The following is a 17236-nucleotide window of genomic DNA, read 5'->3' on the forward strand; positions in this document are numbered from 1 at the left end:
ACGGCGCTTGTTTGATCGCCTGATGGAATGCCCAGCAGTCGGGCATTCCTTTTTGATTGGAGGGATTGTGATGACGATATCAGTACCAAGCGGAGAAGAGGGCCGCCTGTCCGCGCAGGCGACCATGCAATTCTTGTCGGCCCACCGCTGCGTTCGCGCCGAGGGTGTCGCCGAGCGCATCTGCCTGCCGGTGGACGCCGACGGCCAGGGCGACGCGCGCTTCCAGCGCGCTGTCGCCGAGGCCCTGCAGCACGCCCGCAACCGTGGCGTGGCCAAGCCCATCGCCATGGGGGCGATTCCATTCGACCTGAGCCAGCCGGTCTACCTGACCATTCCCCACCGTTACGAAATGAGCACGCGCGAGACGCTGGCGGCGATGGACGCGCTCGACGCGCAGTCGGCACCGAGCCGGCCGACCGCGCCCATGCCGGCCTTGCTGAGCGCGCACAGCGTGCCCGAGGCGGCCCGCTTCAAGCAGGCGGTGCAGCAGGTCGTGGCCAATTTCCAATTCAGCGACATCCGCAAGGCGGTGCTGTCGCGCATGCTGGAGCTGGAGCTGGCGGCGCCGGTCGACGCCGCCCAGGTCTTCGCCCGCCTGATGGCGCAAAACAGCAGCGGCTACCACTTCCGCCTGCCGCTGGCGGACGGCGCCGAGCTGGTCGGCGCCAGCCCCGAGTTGCTGGTGCGCACGGAGGGCGGCCGTCTGTATTCGAATCCGCTGGCCGGTTCGGCCAAGCGACAGGGCAACGCCGAGTTGGACTTCCAGGTCAGCAACGCGCTGCTGCAGTCCGGCAAGGACGGCTATGAACACAGCCTGGTGATCCAGGACATCGAGCGGGTGCTGGCGCCGCTGTGCCGCGCGCTCGACGTGCCGCCGCAGCCGACCCTGCTCAGCACGGCCGCCATGTGGCATCTGTCGACCCGCATCGAAGGCGAGCTGGCCGACCCGGCCATGACGGCCTTGCAGCTGGCCTGCCGCCTGCATCCGACGCCCGCCGTGTGCGGCTACCCGACGCGCCTGGCGCGCAAATTGATCGAGCTGGTCGAACCCTTCGAGCGTGGCATGTTCAGCGGCATGGTCGGCTGGTGCGACGGCGAGGGCAACGGCGAGTGGGCCGTGACGATCCGTTGCGGCCGCATCCAGGACAAGCGCATCCAACTGTTCGCCGGCGCCGGCATCGTCGCCGACTCCTGCCCGGAATCCGAGTGGGCCGAGACGCAGGCCAAGCTGCAAACCATGCTCAACGCGGTCGGCGTGACATTGCCGCCCGCCGCCACCACCATGACCACCACCACCGTCGCCAGCGCCGCCGCCAACGCCGTGCACACCCAACGCAGCGAGGAGCTGGCATGATCGATTTCACCCCCTGGCCGGCCGAGTTCGCCCGCCGCTACCGCGAACGCGGCTACTGGCAAGACCTCTCGCTGGGCGAGGTGCTGGGCCGCAACGTGGCGCTGCGGCCGGACGCCGTCGCCATCCTGTGCGGCGAGCGCAGCTATAGCTACGCCGAGCTGGACCGCCAAGCCGAGCGGCTGGCCCAGGCGCTGCTGGCGCGCGGCCTGCGCGCCGGCGACACGGCCCTGGTGCAACTGCCCAACGTGGCCGAATTCTATGTGAGCTTCTTCGCGCTGCTGAAGATCGGCGTGGCGCCGGTCAACGCGCTGTTCAGCCACCAGCGGCTGGAGCTGTCGTCCTACGCCGAGCAGCTGCAACCGCGCCTGCTGATCGCGGCGGCCGGCCACGGCCTGTTCGGCGACGGCGCCTTCGCCGGCGAGCTGCGCGGCCTGGCGCCGGCGCTGGACACGGTGCTGGTGCTGGGCGCCAACGGCTATGCCGACGAGCTGTCCGCCCTGTTGACCATCGACGCGGACGGCGACGCCCCGGCGATGCCGGCGCAGCCGTCGGCGCCGTCCGAGGTGGCCTTCTTCCAGCTGTCCGGCGGCAGCACCGGCACGCCCAAGCTGATCCCGCGCACCCACAACGACTACCACTACAGCGTGCGGCGCAGCGCCGAGATCTGCCGGCTGGACGAGGCCACGCGCTTCCTCTGCGCGCTGCCGGCGGCGCACAATTTCCTGCTCAGCTCGCCAGGCGCGCTGGGCGTGTTCCACGCCGGCGGCACGGTGGTGCTGGCGCTGGACCCCGAGCCGTTGCGCTGCTTCGAGCTGATCGCCCGCCACGGCGTGACGATGGCGGCGCTGGTGCCGTCGGCCGTGGCGCTGTGGTTGCAGGCGGCGCCCGGCCGGCGCGCGCAGCTGGCCACGCTGCGCCTGCTGCAGGTGGGCGGCGCCAGCTTCGCCGAGGCGCTGGCGCGGCGCGTGCCGGAGGAGTTCGGCTGCCGTCTGCAGCAGGTGTTCGGCATGGCCGAGGGCCTGGTCAACTACACCCGCCTGAGCGACAGCGACGAACACGTCTACACCACCCAGGGCTGCCCGATGAGCGCCGACGACGAGGTGCGCGTGGTCGACCTCGACGGCGCGCCGGTGGCCGACGGCGTCAGCGGCATGCTGACCACCCGCGGCCCCTACACCTTCCGCGGCTACTACCGCGCGCCCGAGCACAACGCCCGCGTGTTCGACGCCGACGGCTTCTACGCCACCGGCGACCTGGTGCAGCGCGGCGCCGACGGCTACCTGCGCGTGGTCGGCCGGGTCAAGGACCAGATCAACCGGGGCGGCGAGAAGATCGCCGCCGAGGAGGTGGAGAACCTGCTGCTGAAGCATCCCGGCATCGTCCAGGCGGCGCTGATCTCGGTGCCCGACGCGCTGCTCGGCGAGAAGAGCTGCGCCTGCGTGGTGCTGTCCGACGCCACGCTGCGCCCGGTCACGCTGCGCAAGTTCCTGCGCGAGCAGGGCGTGGCCGAGTTCAAGCTGCCGGACCGCTTCCAGATCCTCGACCGGCTGCCGCTGACCGCCGTCGGCAAGACCGACAAGCAAACCCTGCGCGCCCAGCTGCACACCGCGGCGGCGGCCGTCGCCTGAGTTGAATTCGCCGTTCACACGATTTGATTGAGAGAGATTCATGTCCATTCCCGCCATTTCCAGCTACACCATGCCGCCGGCCGGCGAACTGCCGGTCAACCGCGTGCGCTGGCAGGTCGAGCCGCAGCGGGCCGTGCTGCTGATCCACGACATGCAGGACTACTTCCTGCGCTTCTACGGCGCCGACAATCCGCTGCTGCGCCAGCTGGTCGACAACATCGCGGCGATCCGCCTGTGGGCCAAGTCGCGCGGCGTGCCGGTGGTGTACACCGCGCAGCCGAGCAAGCAAAGCCCGCAGGAACGGGCCCTGCTCAACGACATGTGGGGTCCCGGCCTGACCAGCGCCGAGCCGGCGCTGCAGCAGGTGCACGCGGCGCTGGCGCCGGACGCCGACGACACGGTGCTGGTCAAGTGGCGCTACAGCGCCTTCCAGCGCTCGCCGCTGGAGCAGATGATGCGCGAGCAGGGCCGCGACCAGTTGCTGATCGTCGGCGTCTACGCCCACATCGGTTGCCTGACCACGGCGCTGGACGCCTTCATGCGCGACATCCAGGCCTTCCTGGTGGCCGACGCGGTGGCCGACTTCTCCGAGCGCGAGCACCGCATGGCGCTGGACTACGTGGCCGGCCGCTGCGGCGCGGTGATCGACACCGCCAGCCTGCTGCCGGCGCCGGCGTTGGCGTTCACGCGCGAGCGCCTCAAGCTGATGCTGCTGCGCCACATCGACGAGGCCGAGGGCGAGGTCGACCCGGACGACAACCTGATGGACTACGGCCTCGACTCGGTGCAGGTGATGGCCCTGGTGGCCGAGTGGAAGAAGCTCGGCCTGGACGTCAACTTCGCCGACCTGGCCAAGACCCCGACGCTGAACGCGTGGTGGGACTTGCTGGCGCAGCGGCAGGCGGCGTGAGCGGACCATGAAACGGGACGACTCGGCCGAACTGGTGCGCACCCATCCGCTGCGGCCGGAGCACGGCCCGCTGCTGCAGTTCGAGGGCAAGCAGGTCTGGGTGACGGGCGCCGGGCAGGGCATCGGCCACCAGATCGCGCTGGCCTTCCGCCAGCTCGGCGCGCGCGTGGTCGGCATCGACCGCCACTTCGAGAGCGAGCTGGGCACCCGGCAGGGCAAGCGCTATCCGTTCAAGACGGCGCGGCTGGACATCGCCGACCGTGGCCAGGTCGAGCGGACCTGCCGCCAACTGCTGCTGGAGACGCCGAGGTTGGACGTGCTGGTCAACGCCGCCGGCGTGCTGCGCCTGGGCGCGCTCGAGACGCTCAGCGAGGAGGACTGGAAGAGCACCTTCGACATCAATGTCGGCGGCGTCTTCTACCTGCTGCGCGAGCTGATCCCGCAGTTCAAGGCGCAGCGCGGCGGCGCCATCGTCAGCGTGGCGTCGAACGCGGCCCACGTGCCGCGCATGAACATGGGCGCCTACTGCGCCTCGAAGGCGGCGCTGGTGAGCTTGAGCCACTGCGCCGCGCTGGAGCTGGCCGAGTTCGGCGTGCGCTGCAACCTGGTCTCGCCCGGCTCGACCGACACGCCGATGCTGCGCGCCATGCTGCCCGGCGCGGCCGGCCTGCAGCGCACCATCGACGGCCTGCCGGACATGTTCAAGCTGGGCATCCCGCTGAAAAAGATCGCCACCGCCAAAGAGGTGGCCAACGCCGTGCTGTTCCTGGCCTCCGACCTGGCCAGCCACATCACCATGCAGGACCTGGTGGTGGACGGCGGCGCAACCTTGGCCGCCTGAGCGGCGGCCCCGGGCCGCCGCATTTTCACATCTCAATATGGAGGCATCCGTGCACATACTGTTTTTCGTTCTGACCTGGCTGGCCTGCGCCATCCTCTACCTGAGCCACCGCCACCAGGGCTGGTTGGCGCAACCGTTGGCCGCCACGCCGTGGCGCGCCGTCGGCGCCGCGCTGCTGTTGCTGGCGCTGGGTTGCGGCCTGGCCGCCTTCAGCGCCATCACCGCCGTGTTCGGCTGGCTGATGCTGCTGATGCTGGCCTTCAGCGTGCTGCCGTTTTTCTCCCTGTGGATCAAAAGGATGCGCCGTGAACAGCAAGCCTGAAAAGAAAGCGCCCATCCGTCCCGACTGGTGGAGCAAGACCCTGGTCGGTTGCGTGCTGGGTTGGACCTTGGCGCTGGCGCTGGCCGGCCTGTTCGCCTGGGCCGGCCCCGGCGGCATCGCCGCGCCGCAAAAGAACCAGTTCGTGATGTGGTTGATCGCGCCGATCTGGATGATGGTGTTCAGCCTGAGCTATCTGTTCCGTAGCGGCTTGAGCGCGCTGGGCTGGCTGGGCGCCGCCAATCTGCTGGCCTATGCCGTGCTGTTTATGTACCGTGGACTTCCAACATGAAAATTCGTAGCGACATCCTGCGCATCTACCAAGCGCTGCACACCTGGGTCGGCATCGGTGCCGGCATGCTGCTGTTCATCGGCTTTTTCGCCGGCGCGCTGACCATGTTCAAGGGGCCGCTGGACCGCTGGATCAGCAGCCCGGCGCAGACCCTGCGGCCGGTGGCGCAGGCCCAGCTCGACCCGCTGGTGCGCCAGGTGCTGGAGCAGCACCCGTCGGCGCGCAAGGGCTTCACGCTGCACCTGGAGCAGCACGAGAACGTCGCCGCGCCGGTCAGCTGGAGCGGCGACGAGGGCGGCCGCGAGATCGACCTGTCGGCCAAGCGCTGGCAGGCCACGCTGGACGGCGACGGCAAGCTGGTGGCGCAGCAGGAGCTGCCCTCGCTGCTGGCCCAGCTGATCGACATGCTGCACCGCACCGGCGGCGTGCCCGGCACGGTGGGCGACGAATACCTCGGCATCTACCTGATGGGCGTGGCCGGCGTGATGTACTTCCTGGCCCTGGTGTCGGGCGTGGTCCTGCTGCTGCCGACGCTGGTGAAGGACTTCTTCGCGCTGCGCGCCGGGAAGAACCGCAAGCGCTTCTGGCTCGACGCGCACAACGTCGTCGGCATCGCCAGCCTGCCGTTCCACATCGTCATCAGCGTGACGGTGATCGTGTTTGCCTTCCACGACCAGTTCTACGACAGCCTGCAGGACGTGGTCTACGGCGACACGCCGATGTTCCAGCGCGGCGGCGGCAAGCCGGTGCCGCACTCGGTCAGCGAGATGCTGCCGGCCACCACGCTGATCGCCAAGGTGCAGCAGACCGCGCCGGACTTCCACATCAGCGAGATGCTGTTCATGGGCCTGGACGGGCCACGGCCGATGATACGCGCGGCGGTGGTCAATCCGCGCCACCTGGTGCACGGCCCGGAGTCGGCCTACGTGATGATCAATCCGTATAGCGGCGAGGTGACCAACAAGACCATGCTGCCGGGCCACGCCGACACCTGGAGTTCGCTGGTGACGCCGCTGTTCGCGCTGCACTTCGGCAGCTACGGCGGCAACATGATGCGCTGGGTGTACTTCGTCTTCGGCCTGAGCGGCGCCTTCCTGTTCTATTCGGGCAATCTGCTGTGGGTGGAGAAGCGCCGCAAGAACCAGATCCGCGACCAGGCGCCGCCGCGCCAGACGCTGACCACCATGCGCATGGCCTCGGCCACGCTGGGCGTCTGCCTCGGCTCGGTGGCCGGCGTGCTGCTGACCATGGTGGCCGGCAAATGGCTGTACGGCTCGGCCGCCAACATCAACTCGGCCTATCTGGCGGTGTACTACAGCGTCTTCCTCGGCGCCGTGGCCTGGGCCTTCTGGCGCGGCCCGGCGCGCGGCGCGGTCGACTTGCTCAAGCTGTGCGCGCTGGCCTCGCTGGCGATTCCTCTGACCTCGCTGGTCGCCGCGCTGCTGCCGTCGCTGGGCCTGTGGGCGCACACCAGCGCCGCCACGCTGGGCGTCGACTTCGCCGCGCTGGCCGGCGCCGCGCTGCTGCTGTACGGCGCCCGCCTGACCGCGCGCCGCGTGCTGCACGGTCCGGTGGACAGCGTCTGGTCGGCGGTGCCGGCATGAGCGCGGGCCTGGCCGACGATCTGCTCGGCCGGGCCGACCTGGGCGGCGAGGCCTGGTGGCGCGAGGTGCGCCAAGCCGGCACGCCGCTGTGCCGCGCGCTGCCGGACGGCCAGTTCGAGCTGAGCTTCCTGTGGCGCGACCCGGATGGCGGCCCGGACCGTTCCGACTGCCAGCGTGTCTATCTGGACGTGTATTCGCACACGCCGCATCCCACCGACGCGCTGACCAGCATGGCGCGGGTCGGACACAGCGACGTCTGGTTGTGGCAAACACGACTGTCGGCCGACTGGCGCGGCAGCTATTTCCTGATGCCGGCCAACGGCGAGCAACTGCCCCCGGCGGCGCCGGCGGCCCGCTCGACGCTGCGGGAATGGTGGATCGCCCTGATGGCGAGCATGGCGCAGGCCGATCCGCTGAACCGCCACACGCCGCACAAGGGCAGCTGGGGCGGGCCGCTGTCCGCGCTGCGCTTGCCGGCGGCGCCGGGCCACGCGGCCTGGGAGGCGCGCGACGCTGTGCCGCAGGGACGGCTGCTGGCGCAACGCTGGAGCAGCGCGCGGCTGGGGCGGGAGCGCGATGTATGGCTGTACCGCAGCGGCCCGGCTGCCGCCGATACCGATACCGATATCCACGGTGCCGCGCTGCCGCTGGTGATCCTGCTCGACGGCCACTACTGGGCGCGGCATATGTCGGTGTTCGGCCCGCTGGACGCCATGACGGCGCGCGGCGAGTTGCCGCCCGCCCTGTACCTGTTGGTCGACGCGCTGGACCCGGCGACGCGCGCCATGGAGCTGCCCTGCCAGGCCGATTTTTGGCTGGCCTTGCAGGAGGAGCTGCTGCCGCAGTTGCGGGCTGTGCAGCCTTTCAGCGAGCGGCCCGGCGACACGCTGGTGGCGGGGCAGAGCTTTGGCGGCCTGGCGGCGCTCTACGCGGCGCTGCGCTGGCCGGAGCGCTTCGGCATGGTGCTGAGCCAGTCCGGTTCGTTCTGGTGGGCGCAACCCGACGAGCCCGGCTGCGCCGGCGCCGCCGAGAACACGGACGAGAACACGGACGAAAGTGCCGTCGGCGGCTGGCTGACGCGCGCCGTCAACGGCGGCCTGGGCGCGGGGAGCCGGCTGCGGGTCAAGCTGGAGGCGGGCTGCTACGAGACGGACATGGCGGCCGAAAGCCGTGCCATGCAGGCGGCGCTGCGGCGCGCCGGCCACGCCGTGGACTACGCCGAATTTCGCGGCGGGCACGACTGGTTGTGCTGGCGTGACGGCCTGCTGGCCGGCCTGGGCGAACTACTGAATTCAAGAACCTGAGACGAGAGGACCACATCATGAGTCACGAAAACTATCTGAACCCGTTCGACGACGAACAACTGCAATTCACCGTATTGAGCAACGCCCAAGACCAGTACAGCCTGTGGCCGGAGTTCGCCGAGCGGCCGCAGGGCTGGGAGACCCGCTTCGGCCCGGCCTCGCGCAGCAGCTGCATCGACTTCGTCGAGCGCCACTGGAAGAGCATCAATCCGTTTAGCGCAGCGCGCTGAGAGGGCATCCGCATGAATCGTCCCCAAGCGCAGCAAGAAGTGCTCGTCCCGGCCGCCGCCGGCCAATCCCGCGAGCTGCCGTTGACCGGCAGCCAGCAGGGTATCTGGCTGGCCGACCAGGTGTCGGAACAGAAGAATAGTTATGTGATCTCGCATTGGATCTCCTTCACGGGAGAGCTACAGCCCGAGTTGCTGTGCCAGGCGATCCGCCAGGGCCTGGCCGAGGCGGACACCGTCACCGCGCGCTACGCCGGCGGCAGCCAGCAGCTGCGCGACGGCCTGGGCGCCGCCGACATCGCCGCGCCCGAGCTCTTCGACTGGCGCGGCCAAGCCGACGGCAAGGCGCGCGCGCTGGAGTGGATGTGGGCCGACACGCGCGCCGAGCTGCCGCTGGACGGCGACCTGCCGCTGTACCGCCAGGCCTTGTTCCATGTCCGCGACGGGCAGGGCGGCGACAGCTGGCTGTGGTATCAGCGCTTCCACCACATCATGCTGGACGGCTTCAGCTTCACCGCGCTGACGCGGCGCATCGCCGCGCTCTACACGGCGCTGGCGCAGGGAAGGGCGGCGCCGGACGGCACGCTGATCGGCGTCGCGGCGGTGGTGGATGAATATCTGGCCTACCAGGCCTCCGAGCGCTGGAGCGCCGACCAGGCCTTCTGGCGCGACTACTGCGAAGACATGCCGGCCCCGGCCAGCCTGTCGACGCGGGCGGCGGTGGAGGAGGCGGGTGGCGCCGGCTTGATTACCTTCGACCTGGCGCTGCCGGCCGCCACGCTGGCGCGCTTGCGGGCGCTGGCATCGGCGCCGGCAGTGGCGCCGGCCGGCGCGGCGGCGACGGCTGCCGTTGCGACGACTGCCGTTGCGGCCGCACGCCTGGCCGCGCCCGACCTGATCATGGGCCTGCTGGCCGCCTACCTGTACCGCATGACCGGCCAGGCGCGCCAGGCCATCGGCGTGCCGTTCATGCGGCGCATGGGATCGGCCGCCATCCACTCCTCGGCGCCGGCGGTCAGTGTGCTGCCGCTGCGGGTGGAGATGGCGGCGGAGATGGACTGGCGCGCCGTGGCGGCCTGCTTCAAGCGCGCGCTGAAACTGGTGCGGCCGCACCAACGCTACGACGCCGAGCAAATCCAGCGCGACATGCAGTTGGTCGGCTCCGGCCAAAAGCTGTACGGTGCGCTGATCAACTACAAGCTGTTCGACTACGAGCTCGACTTCGGCGGCGCCGAGGGGATCACCCACCACCTGGCCACCGGCCCGGTGGACGACCTGGAGTTCGGCCTGCTGGTGCACGGCGAACAGATCGCCATCGAACTGCGCGCCGACGCCGCGCGCTACCAGACGGGCGATCTGGCCGAGCACGCGCAACGCATCGTCCGCCTGCTGGAGAGCTGGCTGGCGCAACCGGAACAAGCGGTCGGCCGATTGTCGCTGATGGCGGCCGACGAGCAGGCGGCCGTGGCCGAGTGGTCGACCGGCCCGGCGGTGACGCCGGCAGAGGGCGTGCACAACGTGCTGGATCTGCTGACGCTACAGGCCGCGCTGCGTCCCGACGCCACCGCGCTGGTCAGCGGCGCCGAGCACTACAGCTTTGCCGCGCTGGCCGGCCGCGTGGCGCAACTGAGCCGCCTGCTGATCGCGCGCGGCGCCGCGCCGGGCACGGTGGTGGCGCTGGCCATGCCGCGCTCGGCCGACACGGTGCTGGCCATGCTGGCCATCCTGAACAGCGGCGCCACCTTGCTGCCGCTGGACCTGGACTACCCGGCCGAGCGCATGGCGATGATGTGCGAGGACGCCAACCCGCTCCTGCTGCTGAGCCGCAGCGACTGCGCGGCCGAACTGCCGGCGGCCATTCCCCGGCTGGACCTGGACGCCGCCGCGCTGCGCGCCGAGCTGGCCGGCCATGCCGCGCACGGCCTGGACGCCGACGAGCGCGCCGCCCCGCTGACGGCCGACTCGGTCGCCTACGTCATCTTCACCTCCGGCAGCAGCGGCCGGCCGAAGGGCGTGATGAACACCCACGGCGCCTTGTTGAACCTGTTCGCCTCGCACCAGGACACCATCTACCGCCCGGCGCTGGACGCCGTGCGCGCGCGCCATCCGGGCCGCGCGCTGCGCGCCGCCCACACCCATTCCTTCTCCTTCGACTCGTCCTGGCTGCAGCTGTTCTGGCTGCTGCACGGCCAGGAGCTGTACGTCTTCGACGAGGACACCCGGCGCGACGCCCACGCCCTGGTGCAGGAGGTGCGCCGCCTTTCGATCGACGCGATGGACCTGCCGCCGTCCTTCCTGGCGCAGATGCTGGGCAGCGGCTTGATGGAGCCGGGCGCCCAGCAACCCAGCCTGATCCTGATCGGCGGCGAGGCCGCGCCGGCCGCCCTGTGGCGCCAGCTGCGCGCCGTCCCCGGCCTGCTGTCGCATAATCTGTACGGCCCGACCGAATACACCGTCGACACGCTGCGCGCGGCGCTGGCCGACAGCGAACGGCCGCTGATCGGCCGGCCGATCGGCAACACCTCGGTCTACGTGCTCGACGCCCGCCTGCAGCCGGTGCCGGTCGGCGTGGTGGGTGAGCTCTACCTGGCCGGCAAGGGCCTAGCCGCCGGCTATCTGGCGCGCGGCGGCTTGAGCGCCGGCCGTTTCGTCGCCAACCCGTTCGCCGCCGAGGCCGGCGCGCGCATGTACCGCAGCGGCGACCTGGTGCGCTGGAACCGCGAGGGTCGGCTGGAGTTCGTCGGCCGCGGCGACGACCAGGTCAAGGTGCGCGGCTACCGCGTCGAGATCGGCGAGGTGGAGAACGCGCTGTCGCTGCTGCCCGGCGTGGAGAGCGCGCTGGTGCTGGCGCAGGCCGTCAACAATAGCCATCGCCTGATCGGCTATTGCGTCGCGCCGTCGTCCGAAGGCGGCGACGTGGCGCAGCGCGGCGCTGCGCTGCTGGCCGCGCTGCGCCGGGCGCTGCCCGACTACATGGTGCCGTCGGCGCTGGTGATACTGGACGAGTTCCCGCGCAACGTCAGCGGCAAGATCGACCGCAAGCGCCTGCCCGCCGCGGCCGTCCACAGCGCCGGCGGCGCGCCGGAGAGCGCGGCCGAGGCCCTGCTGTGCCAACTGATGGCCAAGGTGCTCAAGCTGGAGCGGGCCGGCGTGGAGGACGACTTCTTCGCCGTCGGCGGCGACAGCATCTCCGCCATGATGTTGTGCGGCGAGCTGCGCCGCGCCGGCCACACCCTGCGCCCCAGCGCGGTGTTCGCCCAGCGCAGCGCGCGCGGCATGGCGGCCGTGCTGACAGCCGTGCCGGAAGCGGGCGCCGAGGCGGCCCTCGCGCCGGCATGGACGGTGGCGCCGGCCCAACTGGCGCTGCTGCGCCAGCGCTACCCGGACTTCGCCGAACCGGCGCCGGTGCTGCCGCTGCAAAAGGGCATGCTGTTCCACGCCCAGCTGGGCCAGCAGGCCGCCAACTACAACGCTTTCACCCGCCTGCAATTCACCGGCGCGCTCGATAGCGGCCGTCTGCGCCAGGCCCTGCAAGCGGTGCTGAGCCGCTACCCGCAGCTGGCCGGCTGGTTCGACATGGAGACCGGCGACGAGGCGGTGTTCCTGCTGCCGCGCCAGGACGGTGCCAATGCGTTGGCCTGGCCATGGCAGGAGCACGATCTGTCGGCCTTGAGCGCGGAGCGGCGGGCCGGCGGCCTGGAGGAGATTGGACAGGCGCTGCTGGAGCGCGACTACCCGACCGACCAGGGCGCCGGCATGTTGAACGCCGCCCTGGTGCATCTGGACGGCCAGCACCACGTGCTGCTGCTGGTGATCCACCATCTGGTGGTGGATGGCTGGTCGACGCCTTTGCTGCTGCGCGACCTGCTCGCCGCCTACCGCGACGACGTAAGCATCTTGCCGGCGCCGCAGGCCGGCTACGCCCAGTTGATCGGCCAACTGGCCGGCCGCGAGCAGGCGCCCAGCCGGGCGCTGTGGCGCGAGACGCTGGCGCAGGTCCAGCCGACGCTGCTGTTCGAGCAGATCCCCGCCGGCGCGCCGGTCAGCGAATTCGAGCTGACCTTGCCGGCCGCGCTGAGCGGCGCCCTGATGGCGCAGATCCGCGCCCGGGGTTTGACCTTGAACGTGTTGATGCAGGGCGTGTGGGCCTGCGTGTTGGGCAGCATCGCCGGCCGCAGCGACGTGGTGTTCGGCACCCCGGTGTCGGGCCGCAGCGCGGCCATCGCCGGCATCGAGGAGCAGGTCGGCCTGTTCCTCAACACCCTGCCGGTGCGGGTGCAGCTGGCGCCGCAGCAGTCGCTGTGGGAGCAGCTGCCGGCGATGCAGCAGCGCCACATCGAGCTGCTGGAGCACGATGGCCTGGGCCTGGCCGAGATCCAGCGCCTGGCCGGCGCCGCCACCCTGTTCGACACGCTGCTGGTGGTGGAGAACTACCCGGACAACGCCTACCTGGAGCAGCAACTGAGCGGTAGCGACGGCCAGCCGCTGCGCGTCGGCGACATCCACAATCGCGGCTACAGCCACTATCCGCTGGCGCTGCTGGTGCTGCCGGGCGAGTCGCTGACGCTGCTGGTCGAGTATCGCGGCGCGGTGGCCGAGGCGCAGGCGCTGGCGCAGCGCGTCGAGCAGCTGTTGCGCAGCCTGGTCGAACAGCCGGCGCTGCCGCTGTCGCGCTACCCGCTGCTGCACTGGCGCGAGGCCGCGCTGCTGGCCGAGGTCAACGCCACCGACCGCGCGGTGGCGCCGGCCACGCTGCAAAGCGCGCTCGCGGCGCAGGCCGCCCGCACGCCGGACGCGCCGGCGCTGCTCGACGCGCGCCAGCGCCTCAGCTACGCGCAGGTGCGCCGCCAGGTGCACGGCCTGGCCGCGCAACTGATCGCCGCCGGCGTGCTGCCGGGCGACGTAGTGGCGGTGGCCTTGCCGCGCTCGGTGCGTTTGAGCCTGGCCGTCATGGCGGTGATCGAGGCCGGCGCGGCCTACCTGCCGCTGGACCTGTCCTATCCCGACGAGCGGCTGGCCTACATGCTGGGCGACGCCGCGCCGCGCCTGCTGATCTGCCAGGGCGACGCGCGTGAACGCTTCGGCGCCATGGCGCATAGCGCGGCGCTGCTGTCCTTCGACGCCTTGCTGGCGGACGCGGTCGACCACCCGGCGCCGCAGGTGGCGCTGACGCCGGCGCATCCGGCCTACCTGATCTACACCTCCGGCACCACCGGCCGGCCGAAGGGCGTGCTGGTGTCGCACGGCGCCATCGTCAACCGTATCGAATGGATGCAGCACATGTATCAATTGGGCAGCGCCGACGTGGTGCTGCAAAAGACGCCGAGCAGTTTCGACGTCTCGGTGTGGGAGTTCTTCTGGCCGCTGATGGTCGGCGCGCGCCTGGCGATGGCCGAGCCGGAGGCGCACCGCGATCCGCAGGCGCTGGCGCAGGCGATCGTCCTGCACGGCGTCACCTGCCTGCACTTCGTGCCGTCGATGCTGGCGATCTTCAGCGCCCACGCGCGCACCCTGGCGGGCCGGCGCGGCGGGGTCTGCCCCAGCCTGCGCCTGGTGTTCTGCAGCGGCGAGGCGTTGAGCAAGGCGCAGGCGCGCGAGTTCTCCGGCCTGATCGGGGCGCAGCTGCACAATCTGTACGGCCCGACCGAGGCCGCCGTCGACGTCACCTACCAGCCGGCCTTTGGCGCCGGCCTGGACGGCGAGGGATTGGGCGTGCCGATCGGCCGGCCGGTGTGGAACACCCAGCTGCGCGTGCTGGACCGCTATCTGCGGCCGGTGCCGCCGGGCGTGGCCGGCGAGCTGTATCTATGCGGCGTCCAGCTGGCGATGGGCTATCTGGGCCGGCCCGAACTGAGCGCCAGCCGCTTCGTCGCCGATCCCTTCGGCGACGGCGCACGCATGTACCGCACCGGCGACGTGGTGCGCTGGCTGGCCGACGGCGCGGTCGAGTACCTGGGTCGGGCCGACGACCAGATCAAGATCCGTGGCCAGCGCGTCGAGCTGGGCGAGATCGAGACGGTGCTGTTGGCGCAGCCCGAGGTGGCCAAGGCGGTGGTGCACGCGGTGGTGCTGGGCGCGCAGGCGCAGCGGATGGAGGGCGGCGAGGACCACCGCCAACTGGTGGCCTACCTGGTGCTGCGCGACGGCGCCAGCCTGGACGCCGGCGCCATCCGCGAACGGCTGGCGCAGCGCCTGCCGGCCCACATGGTGCCGGTGGCTTGCGTCGAACTGGCGCAACTGCCGCTGAGCGCCAACGGCAAGCTGGACCGCAAGGCCCTGCCGCTGCCGTCGCTGGGTGCGGCGGCTGGCGAAGGTGCCGGCCGCGCGCCGGCCGCCGGCCTGGAAAGCGTGCTGGCGCAAGCCTTCGCCAAGGTGCTGGAGGTGGAGCGGGTCGGCGCCGACGACGATTTCTTCGCCCTGGGCGGCCACTCGCTGCTGGCCATGCGGCTGGCGGCGGAACTGCGCCGCGTGCTGCAGCGGCCGGTGCCGGTCGGGCAGATCATGACCGCGCCGACGGTGGCGCGGCTGGCCGCGCAGATGCCGGGCGATCTGCTGCCCGGCGCGGTCGGCGGCGACGGCTTCGAGCCGGTGATCGAGCTGCGCGCGGGGCAGGGCGCGCCGCTGTTCTGCGTCTATCCCGGCTCCGGCTTCGCCTGGCAGTACAGCGTGCTGCCGCGCTATTTGAGCGGCACGCAGCCCATCGTCGGCCTGCAGTCGCCGCGCCCGCACGGCGTGATCGCCAGCAGCGCCGACATGGAACAGCTGCTTGAACGGCAGCTGCGCACCGTGCGCGAGATCCAGCCGCAGGGGCCGTACTACCTGCTCGGCTATTCGCTGGGCGGCACGGTCGCCTACGGCATGGCGGCCAAGCTGCGCGCGCTGGGCGAGACGGTGAACTTCCTCGGCCTGCTCGACACCTACCCGGCCGAGGCGCACGACTGGTCCGATCCGCAGGGCGCGGAGGCGGCGATGGGCGCCGAGCGCGAACAGGAACAACTGCTCAGCGACGCCTATGCCGACGGCGACGACGCCGCCATGGGCGACGAGCCGGCCCAGCTGCGCCAGGAGAAGGAGGCCGTGTTGGGGCAGGTCTTCGCCAACTACAAGGACGCGGTGCGGCTGTTGTCGCGCACCGTCACGCCGGACTACGACGGCGCCGTGACCCTGTTCGTCGCCGAGCGGTCGCTGCCCGACTACATCGCGCCGCGCGCCAGTTGGGAGAAGCACGTGCAGCGCTTGCAGGTGCACAGTCTGGCCGACTGCTCGCACGAGAACATCCTGTCGCCGCAGAGTATGACCACGCTTGGCCCCTTGCTGGACGCGGCGCTGCGCCAGGCGGCCAAGCCGGAAGCCGAAGAAGTATGGACGTTGGAACCATTGAAAGTGAAGCTGGCATGAGCAAGAAATCCTCCCTGTTTGTCGACCTCGGCCTGTTGCGCCGCAACCGCGATTTTTGCAGCGTCTTCATCGCCCGCACCATCTCGCTGCTGGGCCTGGGCATGTTGTCGGTGGCCGTGCCGATGCAGATCTACGCGCTGACCGGCGACAGCTTCCACGTCGGCCTGGCGATGGCGCTGGAAGGCGCCGGCATGTTCGTCGGCCTGCTGCTGGGCGGCGTGCTGGCCGACCGCTACGACCGCAAGAAGCTGATCCTGTTCGCCCGCACGGTGTGCGGCGTCGGCTTCCTCGGCCTGGCCGTCAACGCCTGGCTGCCGGCGCCGTCGCTGTGGGCGGTGTATGTGCTGTCGGTGTGGGACGGCTTTTTCGGCGCGCTCGGCGTGACCGCGCTGATGGCTTGCATGCCGCTCATCGTCGGCCGCGAGAACCTGATGCAGGCGCGCGCCATCAGCATGGTCACGGTGCGGCTGGCGACGGTGATCTCGCCGGCCATCGGCGGCATCATCATCGCCGCCGCCGACGTCGGCTGGAACTACCTGGTCGCCGCCATCGGCACCGGCCTGACCCTGCTGCCGCTGCTGCGTCTGCCGGCCATGTTGCCGGCGCCGGGCCCGGCGCACCATCCGCTGCGCGCCTTGGCCGACGGCTTCCGCTTCCTGTTCACCAATCCGGTGGTGGCCAGCACCGCCGTGATCGGTACGCTGATCACGCTGACCACCACCATTCGCGTGCTGTTCCCGGCGCTGGCGCAGACGGCCTTCGGCGGCGGCGCCTTCGAGGTCGGCATGATGTACGCCGCCGTGCCGCTGGGCGCCACGCTGGGCGCCATCGTCAGCGGCTGGACCGGGCAGTTGCAGCGTCCCGGCCTGGTGATGATGCTGGTCAGCCTGGGCGCCTTTGTCTGCCTGATGTTGATTGGCTTGAACCGCCACTTCGTGCCGACGCTGCTGTTGCTGGTGGTCTTCGGCTATCTGGTGGCTATCGCCTCGCTGCTGCAGTACACGCTGGTGCAGGGCCACACGCCGGACAATTATCTGGGCCGGGTCAACAGCCTGTGGACGGCGCAGGACGCGGCCGGCGACTCGCTCGGCACGCTGGGCATCGGCCTGCTGGGCAAGCTGTTGTCCTCGCTGGGCAGCATCTTCTTCTGCGGCGCCGCCGCCACCGGCATCGGTCTGCTGTTGCTGGGTAGCTTGCGCGTGCTGCGCCAGGCGCCGATGCACGACGCGGCGTTGAACGAGCAGGCCGGCGCGGCCTGAGCACAGGCGGGCCGGGGCCATGCGCTGAGATGGTTCTTCACGGATGGGAGGGATGCTGGCTTAAGCCCTCAAGGCAAGGGGTTTGACCCCGCACGGGGTC

11 protein-coding genes are annotated in these 17236 nt (G+C 70.7%); all 11 read left to right on the forward strand.

Annotated elements, in window-relative coordinates; genetic code table 11:
* Positions 1 to 70 precede the first annotated feature (70 nt).
* From BM252_RS21570 to entS, 11 genes are read left to right on the forward strand one after another with little or no spacing between them, the layout of a single operon-like run.
* Positions 71 to 1354: an isochorismate synthase gene (locus BM252_RS21570; RefSeq protein ID WP_093389744.1), complete on the forward strand. Its 1284-nt coding sequence runs from the start codon at positions 71 to 73 to the stop codon at positions 1352 to 1354.
* On the forward strand, positions 1351 to 2982 hold the full coding sequence (locus tag BM252_RS21575) for a (2,3-dihydroxybenzoyl)adenylate synthase (RefSeq protein ID WP_093389745.1): 1632 nt from the start codon (positions 1351 to 1353) through the stop codon (positions 2980 to 2982). The genes BM252_RS21570 and BM252_RS21575 overlap by 4 nt, the downstream gene beginning before the upstream one ends.
* Positions 2983 to 3022: 40 nt before the next feature.
* Complete coding sequence (locus BM252_RS21580; protein WP_093389746.1) at positions 3023 to 3892, forward strand: isochorismatase; 870 nt, start codon at positions 3023 to 3025, stop codon at positions 3890 to 3892.
* A 7-nt stretch (positions 3893 to 3899) separates the two neighbouring features.
* Complete coding sequence (gene dhbA, locus BM252_RS21585; protein ID WP_174900620.1) at positions 3900 to 4733, forward strand: 2,3-dihydro-2,3-dihydroxybenzoate dehydrogenase; 834 nt, start codon at positions 3900 to 3902, stop codon at positions 4731 to 4733.
* 49 nt (positions 4734 to 4782) lie between these two features.
* On the forward strand, positions 4783 to 5055 hold the full coding sequence (locus BM252_RS21590) for a hypothetical protein (RefSeq protein WP_139236663.1): 273 nt from the start codon (positions 4783 to 4785) through the stop codon (positions 5053 to 5055).
* Positions 5039 to 5344, forward strand: a complete 306-nt coding sequence (locus BM252_RS21595; RefSeq protein ID WP_093389748.1) for a hypothetical protein — start codon at positions 5039 to 5041, stop codon at positions 5342 to 5344. Before BM252_RS21590 ends, BM252_RS21595 begins: the two co-directional genes overlap by 17 nt.
* Positions 5341 to 6948, forward strand: coding sequence for a PepSY-associated TM helix domain-containing protein (locus tag BM252_RS21600; protein WP_093389749.1), 1608 nt, complete (start codon positions 5341 to 5343; stop codon positions 6946 to 6948). Before BM252_RS21595 ends, BM252_RS21600 begins: the two co-directional genes overlap by 4 nt.
* Positions 6945 to 8252 carry an enterochelin esterase gene (gene fes, locus BM252_RS21605; protein ID WP_093389750.1) on the forward strand — a complete coding sequence of 436 codons (1308 nt, stop codon included), beginning with the start codon at positions 6945 to 6947 and terminating at the stop codon, positions 8250 to 8252. The genes BM252_RS21600 and fes overlap by 4 nt, the downstream gene beginning before the upstream one ends.
* Before the next feature lie 17 nt (positions 8253 to 8269).
* Positions 8270 to 8482, forward strand: coding sequence for an MbtH family protein (locus tag BM252_RS21610; protein ID WP_093389751.1), 213 nt, complete (start codon positions 8270 to 8272; stop codon positions 8480 to 8482).
* Between the two features lie 12 nt (positions 8483 to 8494).
* Positions 8495 to 15877 carry a non-ribosomal peptide synthetase gene (locus BM252_RS21615; protein ID WP_093389752.1) on the forward strand — a complete coding sequence of 2461 codons (7383 nt, stop codon included), beginning with the start codon at positions 8495 to 8497 and terminating at the stop codon, positions 15875 to 15877.
* Positions 15874 to 17136 carry an enterobactin transporter EntS gene (entS, locus tag BM252_RS21620; protein WP_093389753.1) on the forward strand — a complete coding sequence of 421 codons (1263 nt, stop codon included), beginning with the start codon at positions 15874 to 15876 and terminating at the stop codon, positions 17134 to 17136. Before BM252_RS21615 ends, entS begins: the two co-directional genes overlap by 4 nt.
* Positions 17137 to 17236: the final 100 nt, after the last annotated feature.

Source organism: Rugamonas rubra (assembly GCF_900114705.1).
Classification (GTDB): Bacteria; Pseudomonadota; Gammaproteobacteria; order Burkholderiales; family Burkholderiaceae_D; genus Rugamonas; species Rugamonas rubra.